General features: G+C 30.9%; 16 protein-coding genes and 1 pseudogene. 11 read left to right on the top strand and 6 right to left on the bottom strand.

Annotated elements, in window-relative coordinates:
• The first annotated feature begins 845 nt into the window (after positions 1 to 845).
• The 5 genes from GJV51_06925 (at position 846) to GJV51_06945 (ending at position 4031) form a co-directional block, all read left to right on the top strand.
• Positions 846 to 1358 carry a hypothetical protein gene (locus GJV51_06925; protein QGM25721.1) on the top strand — a complete coding sequence of 171 codons (513 nt, stop codon included), beginning with the start codon at positions 846 to 848 and terminating at the stop codon, positions 1356 to 1358.
• A gap of 33 nt (positions 1359 to 1391) precedes the next feature.
• On the top strand, positions 1392 to 1802 hold the full coding sequence (locus tag GJV51_06930) for a hypothetical protein (protein ID QGM25722.1): 411 nt from the start codon (positions 1392 to 1394) through the stop codon (positions 1800 to 1802).
• 187 nt (positions 1803 to 1989) lie between these two features.
• Positions 1990 to 2475, top strand: a complete 486-nt coding sequence (locus GJV51_06935) for a prolyl-tRNA editing protein (protein ID QGM25723.1) — start codon at positions 1990 to 1992, stop codon at positions 2473 to 2475.
• Positions 2476 to 2673: 198 nt separating this feature from the next.
• The gene (locus tag GJV51_06940) at positions 2674 to 3429 is read left to right on the top strand and encodes a hypothetical protein (GenBank protein ID QGM25724.1); all 756 of its coding nucleotides are present in this window, start codon (positions 2674 to 2676) and stop codon (positions 3427 to 3429) included.
• Between the two features lie 11 nt (positions 3430 to 3440).
• Positions 3441 to 4031 (top strand): ATP-binding cassette domain-containing protein, encoded by a 591-nt coding sequence (locus GJV51_06945; protein ID QGM25725.1) that lies wholly within the window; start codon positions 3441 to 3443, stop codon positions 4029 to 4031.
• 179 nt (positions 4032 to 4210) lie between these two features.
• Here GJV51_06945 and GJV51_06950 read toward each other — a convergent pair whose 3' ends face one another.
• Positions 4211 to 4876, bottom strand: a complete 666-nt coding sequence (locus tag GJV51_06950; protein ID QGM25726.1) for a hypothetical protein — start codon at positions 4874 to 4876, stop codon at positions 4211 to 4213.
• A gap of 186 nt (positions 4877 to 5062) precedes the next feature.
• Between GJV51_06950 and GJV51_06955 the strand changes: the two genes are divergently transcribed.
• The 6 genes and pseudogenes from GJV51_06955 to GJV51_06980 all read left to right on the top strand — a co-directional run bounded on the left by GJV51_06955 (position 5063) and on the right by GJV51_06980 (position 8367).
• Entirely contained in the window at positions 5063 to 5431 is a 369-nt protein-coding gene (locus tag GJV51_06955; protein ID QGM25727.1) for a MerR family transcriptional regulator, read from the top strand.
• Between the two features lie 161 nt (positions 5432 to 5592).
• Positions 5593 to 5793 (top strand): helix-turn-helix domain-containing protein, encoded by a 201-nt coding sequence (locus GJV51_06960; protein ID QGM25728.1) that lies wholly within the window; start codon positions 5593 to 5595, stop codon positions 5791 to 5793.
• Entirely contained in the window at positions 5783 to 6307 is a 525-nt protein-coding gene (locus GJV51_06965; GenBank protein QGM25729.1) for a DUF3278 domain-containing protein, read from the top strand. Before GJV51_06960 ends, GJV51_06965 begins: the two co-directional genes overlap by 11 nt.
• Positions 6308 to 6310: 3 nt before the next feature.
• The gene (locus GJV51_06970; protein QGM25730.1) at positions 6311 to 6910 is read left to right on the top strand and encodes a hypothetical protein; all 600 of its coding nucleotides are present in this window, start codon (positions 6311 to 6313) and stop codon (positions 6908 to 6910) included.
• 153 nt (positions 6911 to 7063) lie between these two features.
• Positions 7064 to 7245 (top strand): annotated as a pseudogene (locus tag GJV51_06975) (putative holin-like toxin).
• A 225-nt stretch (positions 7246 to 7470) separates the two neighbouring features.
• On the top strand, positions 7471 to 8367 hold the full coding sequence (locus GJV51_06980; protein ID QGM25731.1) for an Rgg/GadR/MutR family transcriptional regulator: 897 nt from the start codon (positions 7471 to 7473) through the stop codon (positions 8365 to 8367).
• A 179-nt stretch (positions 8368 to 8546) separates the two neighbouring features.
• Here GJV51_06980 and GJV51_06985 read toward each other — a convergent pair whose 3' ends face one another.
• From GJV51_06985 to GJV51_07005, 5 genes are all read right to left on the bottom strand, one after another.
• Positions 8547 to 8975 carry a DUF2992 family protein gene (locus GJV51_06985; protein QGM25732.1) on the bottom strand — a complete coding sequence of 143 codons (429 nt, stop codon included), beginning with the start codon at positions 8973 to 8975 and terminating at the stop codon, positions 8547 to 8549.
• A 367-nt stretch (positions 8976 to 9342) separates the two neighbouring features.
• A complete protein-coding gene (locus tag GJV51_06990) occupies positions 9343 to 9978 on the bottom strand; it encodes an NAD(P)H-binding protein (GenBank protein QGM25733.1) in 636 nt (211 codons plus the stop codon).
• Positions 9979 to 10203: 225 nt separating this feature from the next.
• The gene (locus GJV51_06995) at positions 10204 to 10665 is read right to left on the bottom strand and encodes a GNAT family N-acetyltransferase (protein QGM25734.1); all 462 of its coding nucleotides are present in this window, start codon (positions 10663 to 10665) and stop codon (positions 10204 to 10206) included.
• 225 nt (positions 10666 to 10890) lie between these two features.
• On the bottom strand, positions 10891 to 11430 hold the full coding sequence (locus GJV51_07000) for a hypothetical protein (protein ID QGM25735.1): 540 nt from the start codon (positions 11428 to 11430) through the stop codon (positions 10891 to 10893).
• A gap of 53 nt (positions 11431 to 11483) precedes the next feature.
• The gene (locus GJV51_07005) at positions 11484 to 12155 is read right to left on the bottom strand and encodes a type 1 glutamine amidotransferase (GenBank protein ID QGM25736.1); all 672 of its coding nucleotides are present in this window, start codon (positions 12153 to 12155) and stop codon (positions 11484 to 11486) included.
• Positions 12156 to 12220 lie beyond the last annotated feature (65 nt).

Raw genomic sequence — 12220 nt, forward strand, 5'->3', positions numbered from 1 at the left:
CTAAGCAGTTGAAAGAGAGCGTTAGGAAACTTATTTTTACCGATAATGATGAATTAGAAACCACATATAATGTGGTTTTTTCATTATTACTCAGAAAATATCAGTGATAATGTACCATCGTACTGTTGGTACATTATCACAATTTTTTTACAGTGCTGTGCTTAATATTTTCTAGAAAAGCCTAACTATTTATTAGGTACTCGATGACGTGTTCATTTAATCATCCATTTGCCATGACCTGGCTTGCTGAGAACTAGGGTACATTAATAAAATAGACAAAGAGATATTTTTAAATCGCAATTTATCTTTAAATTAAGGGAATATTCAATTTTCAACTTTTCAGCCTAGCAAATGGCACTTAACATGGTGCAGACGAATCTGGATTTTTTGACAATGCTGTACCATTAAAGTGATAATGATAGCTATTTTTTATATGGAGAAGAACAAACGCCTGAATAACCAACTAAATTACAGCTTAAAGCGGCTAAATATTTGTAGCGTATACCAGCTCTAAAGAAATTGATGCTATCCATCAATCAATTTTCACTGCGTTATTGCTCATTGATCTTAAAAAAATTTGATAAAATCTCTGATACAGATATTCAATTTGTATAAAAAGGTTTAAATATAAAAATTAATAATTTAATAACAGTTAGTAAAGCATTAGAATTAAAAGATAACAAGCGTTAATATCAAAAGGCCTGTTATTTATTTTTTTCGATAGGTTAAATTAAACCCACCACTAATTATGTTGATAAACCAAAAATAGTAGTTCTAATAAAGCCATTTTTAACTCTTTTGTGTTAATATAACTTATAAAATGAATTATTAAGTTAAGCGTATTTATGAAGAATAAACAAAACCATGTTCTTTTGACAACAATTTCCATTCTGCTAATTATTTTCTTAGTTAAAACTGGTCAAAAGATGATTGAAACAAAAAACAAATCACAATCTGCCTTTGTAAGTATAACTTCTAACGAGGCGAGTTCATCAACAGAGATTAAAAATAGTGATGTCCAACATTCCACAGACCAACGGCATGTTTTTTCTGTGCCTTATGGGAATGATATGATGCATGGGCATAATTCATCAAATGTTTTTTTCACAACGTGGAGCCTCGATGACTTTCAAAAATGGATTGCAGCATATGAGAACTTGAGTTACACAGATAAAATGGCTGTTAAAAGTACATTTGGTACATCCTACACATTTGATAATATCAAAATCAACGACAATATAGATGCGTCAAGTTTGAGTTTCAATATGCTTGTCCAACAGCGCTGGTTTTATTTCAATACGGTTGCGGATTTTATTGAAAAACATGGCAAGAATGCTGACCCAAATAACATTCAATGAATTGGATAATACTTTAGTAACAGGAGAACGGTGATGGCAAAAAAGGTTTGGATTGGTATAACTATTTTGATACTTGCTACAAGTACTATGTTTTTAATACAGAACCATAAGGAGAAAGAACGTATTCAATTGAAGCAAAAATCAAAAAAAATTAACCAGCAAGAGTGGTCAAAAGCCGATTATGAAGATTTGTTAACGGGTGAAAACCTGTCAGCTGATAAACCTTACACTAGTAACCAGGTCAGTATGTATCTAAAAATTATTCACGATCATGGTAAGCCAATATCGAGAAAAACAGTTAAAAAAGACGATGTTATCGAAACAACAGCAAAATGGAGAAATATAAAAAATCAACCCAAAGAAACAGTTACGCTTGTGTTTCAAGGTACTGGTGATGAATCGTTGATTTTGATGCACAAAGAATCCACGGTATGGGCTAATTAAAAACCTATATTGATAAAGACTGGTATGAGATAACCAGTATTTTTTTGAATGTTACAATGGCATAGATTTAACCTTATATTCGGGATATGAATATTTGAAATATATGATTGGTTAAAATTTGGTTGAAAAATGTTTAAAAGGTCAGTCTATGTTAAAATTTATAATAAAAAGAGGACAGATCAATAACATGGAATACGCAACAGAAAAAACTGCTTTAAGCTTACTCGATGAGCTCAGCATCCAATACGAAAGGATTGAACATAGTACAGTTTGGCATATGGATGACCAAAATTCACCAAAGGACCTGCCAAAAGTCAAAAATTTATTTTTAAAACTTAAAAAAAGTAATCAATTTTATTTATATTTGACTACTGAAAAACCTGTTGATTTCAAGAGTTTGGCGACTCAGTTAGAAGTGAGTCGAAGTAAATTAACCTTTGCTGATGAAGATGAGCTGGAAAATGTATTACATGTAGTATCTGGAATTGTGACACCGCTAGCGTTACCTTATGATAAAAATCATCTGGTTACAGTTTTACTAGATCATAGTTTACAAACATTACCGTCTGTTTCTGCTCATCCAAACGTTAATAATGCTACGTTAATTTTTTCTTATTCAGATTTACAAAAGATATTAAATTCATTGGGGTATACACCATTAATCATTGAATAAGTCCTGGTTAAATCTTTCGTTATAAGTAATAATGTATCAAAATACATTATTAAAACAAGTAAGTAAAAAGTCTGATTAAAGCAATCAGACTTTTTTTGTTTAAAACTTAACTACTTGTTTATTTTCGTATAGGCTACCTAAAAACCTGTCATTAGTATATAATAAAAACTATTGTTATGATAGATTGAGGAGAACATAATGAGAAATATAGTGGCTTTATGTAAAGTCTATATGATTAATATAATAGATAATAAGTTTGCATTTGTATATAATTTGTTGCTTCCAAGTATTTTCTTTATTTATAAAAATATCAATATTCCTTCTGCGACAAGTCATTTTAATGTTGCTACAGCAGAAGTAATCGGAAATTTTTGGGCGTATATCATATTTGTAACAATACTCAACAATGTTGTCGTGTCATTGATTGTTCAACGAGAACAAGGTTTTTATAAGCAAATGCTGTTTATTGTTGGATCTAAAATAAAAATTCTCACTGCAATCTTTTTAGTTCAATTTGTAATCATTTGTGTTGAGCTTAGTATATTCAATATTTTGGTGATGGTAGTCGTACATCAACTAAGCTTTAAATTACTTTTTGCTGGAACGGTTGTTGCACTATTATCTGCTTTGCCAATCGCATTGATAGGTAGTATTTTACTGATATTCAAAATTAAAATTGAGTCAGTTAACATACTACTTGGTTTAATATTATTTGGATTATTTTTTATAATGTCGGTGCCAACATCTTATTCAATTACTGGTATGCTCAACTTGTTTAATCCATTGAGCTTCGTGACTGAAATATCGATACAAGTACAAAACATAGTATTCAATACTGGAGGAGTTAATACTAGTATTTGGCTACAAGTGCTTCTTGTTAGTTTATGTTATGCAGTCATTGGTATTTATTCCATTTCCAAATTTTCTGTAAATGCGATTGCAAATAGAGTGTAAGGAGAGAAAGTGTGGAAGTAAAGAATTATTCTGTGTCATTTGGTAGTCGTCAGCTCTCAACGCATGTAGATATAACATTTTCAAATAGTAAAATGAATATTGTTATGGGTGCTAACGGAACCGGTAAAAGTACGCTACTAGACTTTATAGCTGGCGTAGGACCCAAAGGAGCTGTTGGTCAAAAAGTAGAAATACCTGCCTATCAAGAAATTGCCTATCAACTACAACAAGTACATTTTTTCCCAACGCTGACAGTTGCGCAAACTATTGCATTTTATAGCAAGCTCAGTAACAAACCTAAATCGAAAATATATGAAAACGCACACACTGTGAGAAGTAATTTATTAAGCCCAATTTGGAATACTAAAATGGGGCAATTATCTGGTGGTGAACGACAAATTGTTTTAACGTACGGTCAGTGTTTATTAAATAAAGAAGTTTACATTTTTGATGAGCCGACAAGTGGCGTAGATGAAACCAATGCATCCATTATTTTGAGTATGATCAATGACCTGATTATCAATGATCACAAGATTGTCATTCTGACTTCTCATCATTCTGATCAATTAAAACAATTTGATTTAAACTTGATAACGTTGTAATTTTTTGAAACATGGCAACATGTTTTTTTATTGAACAAAACAAGCATTTGTCCAACAATACATACTAATAGGCAATAAAATGGGGCCTTTTTACTTTAACAGTGAGTCCCATTTAGTAGTCAACGTTAATATTTTACCAATAACTAGTGTGGTATTTATTTGATTTAAAAGTGTTTTAATTACTTATCTTTATTATCTAATCTTACTGAAATAAATTTATTGGAAATGCTATTGTAAAAACTCACCAAATTACCAACTAAAATAACTGCAACTAACGTGCCTACTCCAATAATTGATATATTCCCAATAAATAATACACTAAGGGAAAGGGTTAATAAAATCATGATCAAATCAAAATAGACTTTTGTCTTACCAAACGAATTGTTGTTTTTTTCACTAATTATATTGACTAAACCATCTGGCGGGTTTAATAAAAAATTTGAACGTATCATAATCACAACACCAAGTGCTGTTAACATATTAGCCAATAAAAGCACGAGTACCTTAAGGTTGATTGAAGTTAAGATTAAATATTTTAGGCCTATTTTAGTGTTGTAAAAATCAACAATGTTACCAAATAGAAACGCGACTATAAATTGGCTAATAATTTTACATTCAAATTTTTTCTTGAGAATGAGTTGTATAACCACAAATATAGCAAAAATACCGGATGTAGATTCACCCAATGTGATCGGTAATATTGTTGAAATAGCGAGAGGCAACGCCACTAATGGGCTTGCTCCTAAGTGGCAAATAGTGAAAAAAACTGTGCCTAAAGATAAAATATTGAGTCCTATAAAATAACTGAGAATCTTAAATTTTTTTGATATTATTGTTTTTATCATAGTGTATATAACCGCCATCATTTAGTCAAAAATGTTCGCTTTATTTACTAAGAACGTCAAGGTGCGCGTGCACCTGCTGAAAGAAATAATTTAATCAACATTCAGATTTTCTCTTACATTTTATTCCATTAAAAAATGGTATGATAATGTTACATCTTAGAGCACACTCTAACGCAAGGAGAAAAAATGACCTATTCGATTAATGAGATGAGTGAACTAACAGGATTAAGCAAATATACGTTACGATATTATGAGAAAGAAAAATTAATACCATTGGTTAAGCGAAATAGCAGTGGTCATCGAATATATAATCAGAAGGACGTAGAATGGATTGAATTTTTAATTAATATCAAACAAACTGGTATGTCTATTGAAAATATAAGACAATTTGCAGAGATGAAGTTTGATCCAAAAACTATGTTACTAAGAAAGCAAATGTTATTAAGTCATCGAGATAGCATCATCCAACAGGAAAAACAATTGCAAGATGCATTAGGTATGATTGACAAAAAGTTAGAATTATATCTAAGTATTGAGCAGAATGCTAAATTGTAATCTTTTTTAATTTCAATGAAAGCAGTGTAACATGTGTAGCCTTTCAAAGCGTTTATTTATCGAAATTAGTACTATGACTTAATTTGTCATATATACTTGACATATCAATAAAAAAATTCTAGACTAGTTTTAGTCACATATAAATGACATTGGAGTTCAGTATGAATCGTATTAGAGCATATCGCAAAGCAAAAAAAATGTCGCAATACGAATTAGCGCAAGCAATTGGGGTAGCGAGACAGACCATTAATTTGATTGAAAATGATAAGTATAATCCATCATTATCGCTTTGTTTAAAATTAGCTCATGTGCTGGAAACTGATTTAAATGCACTTTTCTGGGAGGAAGACAATGAAGACTAAAGAAACATTAGCAACAAAATTAATCAAACGGTTTTATGGCGTTCAAGGGGTATTAGATGAATATCGACGGCAAGAACTTTATAAAATTGGTAATACCGGTTTTATGGTCATGTTTTATTATGCCTTAATTAGTAACTTTATTGTTTTATTCGTTTTTAGTCTCGATAATTACAAACATACAGAAGACATCTTAATGTGGTATATTAGCGCAAATATGATATTTTTAATTTGTGGCATTTGTGGGTATGTTATTTTTATGACAAAACGAAAGCATCTAATTGAAAATGAAGTAGAAGTACAAGATATTAAGAGTCAGAAAAGTCGTTTAATTTATGTATCAATAAGACAGGGTATTTTTTTTGGTATAGTCACTTTTATTCTTGATGGTATGATGTCTCCTCATTTTAGTGACTTAACATCGCAGCACGCAATATGGGCCCATATTATTGAGGGTACTTTCTTTGGTGTAGGCATGTACTTTTTTCAAAGAATGAATTTAAAGAAAGTACAGTAAATAATGATTAGACAAAAATATCTTAAGCTTTTCATACTTATCTTTTTGGGTGGTATGATAGGCTATTTAATGCAGATAGCCCCGCATTTAAAGTATCAATGGAGTCAAAACATAATCACCTTTATGGCTACTGATTTATGCTCTTGGGCAGTTATTACGTTGATAATCTGTTCATATTCTGATAGTTGGCAAGAGTCAGCTATGAATACGGTGGCTTTTATGTGGAGTATGGTTATAACTTATTATGTTTTAAATCCACTAACTGTTGAAGGTAACGTACACTGGATTGTTTTAGCAATCTTAATGATGCCTATTGGGGCGGTAGGATACTTTTACAAAACTAAAATAAGTGTGGCGTTATTATTTATTATCGGATGTTTTGTTGCTCTTACAATACAGATCATGACGATTATTAAAATGGTTATATTAAATCAAATGATTATACAAAATCAAGCAGGCATATCAATCATTGTTCATCAAACCTGGTTTGCTTACATAAATCGTATACTACTTGTTTTAATAACTATATCTGGTATGTTTGTGGTAATTAACTATTGGCGAATTAAGTTAAAGAATAATAAACATGAAATCATTAATAACTAAAAAAGATTATGATCGCTTAGTAAATCAACTATAGCTAAAGTATTTCTAACCATCACATGTCTATCTTTGTTTTATAATACGCCACAAACGTTTTATTTTTAGACCAATTACTATTTTGGTGTATGTTATACTAATTACAGCAAGCAAGTTAAGATGGTGGCTATCCTGAATGGAGGTGGTGCTTATGGTGTTAAAACTATAAACCCAGATTCTAGGAAAGGAGATGCCTGGTGTCCGTATCGGATGCGCTACAATTAATGATTAGTTTTGGGATGCTTATCCTAACGCTAATTACTTTAGTTGTTGTGTTGATAAAAAACAGCACAAAAAAATAACCATCTTATCTTTGGGGATAATGGTTATTTCTAAATAACATATTAAATGCCACCGTCGAAACGGGTTTGCTAGGAGTCGTAGTTACCGCTACGGCTCTTTTCTATGTCTTTATTATAGCATAGCTTTTTACTTTGTCACAATTTTAATAATTTTATCGCTTGTTTATACGAACGTTTATGCAATAGATTATACGTACTTGACTGCAATTATAGTAGAGAAGATTAATGTTTTCTTTGATTAACAAAGTGATACATTGGCCTGATCAGATAACAAGTATGGAGAAACAAAATAATAATACAATCATATTTACTATTTTTGTTTCACGTTTTTTTAAATTGTTAGAAAAGATGCATGTAAGCCAAGCTGAATTTGAATTCTTACTTCTGGAAAATAATGAGAACTATTTATCTAAACGTATCAAATTAATTGATAACCAAGCAATTACTAAAAAATTGATTCAAGATTTTTATAAAACAATAAAAAAAGACCAAACAGAAAAATGTGGAGATAATACGCCCGAATTTCTATTAATCTTAGCGAACAGTCTACTTTTGCTGTTAAATCAGGAGGTTAAGGAATGGCCTAGCCATGAATTATATGTGTTAGCTAAACCAGTACGGGATTATTTACTTGGTGTTGAAACCTGGGGTATTTATGAATTACAAATATTCACATTAACATCATTCATGTTGCCAGCTGATATTTTATATTTATTAACAAAGTTAGCGATTAAACGAGTACAACTTTATGAACACTCATTATTAAACATTCAAACACGATTAATGCATGTCGTTTGGACATCATTTTCGACGTTGGTATATGAGCAGCCCGCATCAGCATATAAATTAATTAATATTGCCGAAAACTATTTAATGAATCATGTAGATGTAACTGAAAAAATTACATTAATCTTCAATAAAGGTTGGTATGACATCGAGACTGGAAATATCACAAAAGGCGTTCGCCAATCTAATACAGCTATAGATATTTATAATTCATTGGGTTATACGGAAAAAGCTAACAGTTTACGTACACAGCTAGAACATCATATAAAAAGACAAGAGGATAAAAAGCAAGGGTATAAATCTGATGGATCACGAGTAATTTCAATATTCATTTAAAACATCTTTATTTAATTTTTAAAAAACGGCTAATAGCTTTTTTTATATTTCAAACTAATCTGTGAAAAAAGTAAAAAATTCACCAAATTGAACAAAATATCACTACAAGAGAGGAAATTAAAAAATTAACCTGTGTAGACCCCGATAAAGCTCGAATCTACACAGGTTAATTTTGTGTACTAATGACCTCTGCGTTTTTCTGATTTCTTTTTCTGCGATAATAAGTAACGTTGCTCTTTTATTTCTTGATGTTTTAATGATTTATGTTTCTTTTTTTCAAGTTTTTTAGCAGTCTGCGCTAGTTTAATAGCTTCTTGTGCTTTAGTGCTAAGCCCGGCTGTTAAAGCTTTCTTTGCTAAACGCTGCATTCTTTTAGGGCTGACCTTTTTTTGAATTCGCTCGTTATTTGCTATAGTCACTGTTTTAAAGTGAACATGATGCCAGTTTTTAATTAAAAGTTCATAAATTAAACTGTCTCGCGGTTCTGAAGTACCTAAATTTATTTTTGAAATTTCATAAATATCGCCAGTTCGTTGTTCAAAAATTCCAACATAAAAAGGTTGATCAAAAATAATGGTCAACGATAAAGAATTACTATTTTGGTACATGATTTTTCTCCTTAATTTACCGATAGAAAGAAGGACAACCAAGGAGGAGGTTTACTGAAAACTATACATTTATGTCCGGACTACCAACCGCACAGTGTTTTTACTTTCTGGTTGTTATTATAACACTGAAGATAAGTTAATCATATTTTTTTATTAAAAATATAAAAATTATTCAACAAAATAAGTAGAACAATAATGGCACAATCATCCTAGTTTTCAAATTTCAAAGAACGATTATTTATCAAAATCAGAGATCACTCAGGTGATGCCAATCAAAAAAACTCAAGCAAACTGTTTCAATAGCAGAGTAGAGGCTTGAGATCAATCAAAATTTGTTATATACATTTTTTTAAATAAACTAGTTTAATTACAGGCTAGATAATGCATCAGCAATCGGTGTGTTACCGTCGCTCATTCTAAAAACTTTTTTAATTGTTGAATCATGTTCAATCACATTAGCAAGTGTCCAAGCCACATTTTCAATTGAATTTTTAGATTTTGAAGCTGTATCGATGCTAATTTTGCCAGTTGCGGGACCATCAATTAAAGCTGTAGCTTGTACAATCGTATATTTCAATTGTGTCTGATTAATTAAGTAATTATCTGCAAAAAATTTAGCAATATTATAGTTCAATAAGCTATTCATTTCAGGACTTTGCCATTTTTGGGGTTCTAAGGAATAGGAAGAACTAAGCATAATAAAACGCGAAGCACCAATATTTTCAGCGACCGCCATTGATTTTACGGCACCAAATGCATCAGTTTGTAGTAAGTCCTTTCCCCGAGATCCAGCTACAAAATAAATAACATCAATTCCTTGCAATTGTGCAGATAATTCTTCAACACTATCGTGCAAATCAAAAGGGATTGCGTCAATATTTTTTAGTTTAGGTGACGATTTAGGGTGACGTAATCCAGCTAAAACTTTGTGATTCTGATTTGATAAGTATTTAACTAATTTTTGACCAACACGTCCATTTGCACCAATAACTAATATTTTCATTATTTCTCCTTTAGTGTTTCAACTACTAACTATTAATTAGTATAGCACAATGGCGATATTTATCATGTTTGACTCTTCTATCATTGGTTCAAAAACATAGTATTGGTAAGAAGTACAGCAATAACTTATTTGTGAAATATATAAATACTGCTATTAGTTTCATTGTGTGACAAAAATTATGTTAACAAAGACTATGTTAGTTGAAAAAAAAGAAACTTTAAATTTTTAAAGTTTCTTTTGCATTTTTATATCAGTAATATCGTAATTATTTTTTTGATAAACATGTATTGCTCGTTGATTACTACCAAACACGTGTAAGCCAATGGTACTAAATCCCATATTTTTTGCTTCTTGTTCAGCTAATATGATAGCTTTTGATCCAAGGCCTTTGTTTTGATATTGCTTATAAATTTCAAAATCAAAAATGAAGGCATTTGATTCATTTTCGCTATCAGTGCCTACCCATATATAGCCCACAATATTACGATCATCATAAATCGAATAAAAATAATTGCCAGATGTTTCAAGACCGTTTGGCAATAAACGATTATATGTTTGTTCAGAATATGCTAAAGCATTATTTCTTTGCCAGGTTCCAGCTTCAATTTTTTCTTCAGCATATTCGTTTACCGCAAATGATAGATATTTTTGAAATTCATCTAATTTCATTGGCCTAAGTTGTAGCATTGTGTGACTCCTTGGTAAACTAGTTAGTCCACCAAGTATAGCATAGTTTAAAAATAAATAGGCGGATTAGAATATTCTTGCTTATGTCTCAATTAGATTTTGTGAAAACTACAAAAGGGTTATGTGGATTTCAAAGAATATAATTTTCATGCCTATATTCTAAAGTAAAATGTATCCAGATAAAAGATATTATTTCAAGTAATCTAACTTGAAATAAAACTAAATTCACCAGCACGATTGAATATATTTCAAAATTTCTGGGAATGTTACCACACCATCTGCTGCACGAAAATGAGCGCCCATAGGAAAAAGAATAAATGGAATTTTAAGTTTTTCTGCTACTTCCTGGCTGTAATGAAAGGGTATGATTGGGTCATTCATACTACTAATTATAATGGATTTATTTGAATCAATATTTAGGAGTTCTGGAGATACATGTACAAAAAAATCATCAAATATGTCAAAACCAGGAATATGTTGATTAAACGGAGAAACGAATATAATGCCTTTAGGTATTCTTTTAGTATTGATTAAATAACGCAGTAAAGTAATACAGCCTAAGCTATGACAAATAAAATAAGACGATTCCACTTGGTTGATTTGGCTAACTAAGGCATTATCAAATTTTTTAACCTCTGGTATGTCCGGCTTGTCAATAAAAATTTTGTTAATTTGAAATCTATTTTCAAGATTATCACCAATCCAATCAAGCCAATTGATAGTAGGCGAACCACCATAGCCATCGATTAAAAATAGTTTTTCCATTGTGTTAAAACTCCTTCAAATGTAATGCAATTAATATCTTAGATGCCTATAAATTACAAAGTTATAAAATCTAAAATTGTGTACATTATTTCTTTATTTAATGAAGGAACTGGCCAACTAAGTATTTCATCCGCTGATTGTTTAAGGGCGTTATTAACTGAAGTATATGAATAATCATTAACTACGACTTCATTAACATCACTTTGTTCAGGTTCAAGATGAAACTGTAGCCCAATAACATTTGTATTATAAAGATATCCTTGATTTTTTACTAATTCACTACTAAAAAGCAAGGTGGCTTTTTCTGGTATTTCAAACATATCCTCATGCCAATGTAATACAGATAATTTGTCCGGAAGGTTGGGGATTAAGTTATTTTGCTTAATAACATCTGCCCAGCCGACTTCTTTAAAAGGTGATTTAATGATTTCAGATCCGAGTACTTTGGCAATCTGCTGTGCACCATAGCAAGCACCAAAAATTGGTTTGTTTTCCCTTAAAAGTTCTTTGATTAGGTTTCTTTCCTTTATTATCCAAGGCAATTTATCATTAGGACTCATTGGTCCACCAAGAATAATCAGTAAATCTGTTTCAGATGCCTTTGGTAGAACACCATCAAAATAGTATGGATGATAAACGAACAATTCGTGACCACGAGAAAAAGCCCAAGAGGCGATGCTTCCCGGACCTTCGTTTGGAGTGTGTTGAAGAATATTAATGCGCATAAAAAAGCCTTTCCATCGACGGCAATGTTTATATAGGTATCGCCTGCACATCCCTATTCTTTTTT

The sequence above is a fragment of the Leuconostoc mesenteroides subsp. mesenteroides genome (assembly GCA_009676745.1).
Classification (GTDB): Bacteria; Bacillota; Bacilli; order Lactobacillales; family Lactobacillaceae; genus Leuconostoc; species Leuconostoc koreense.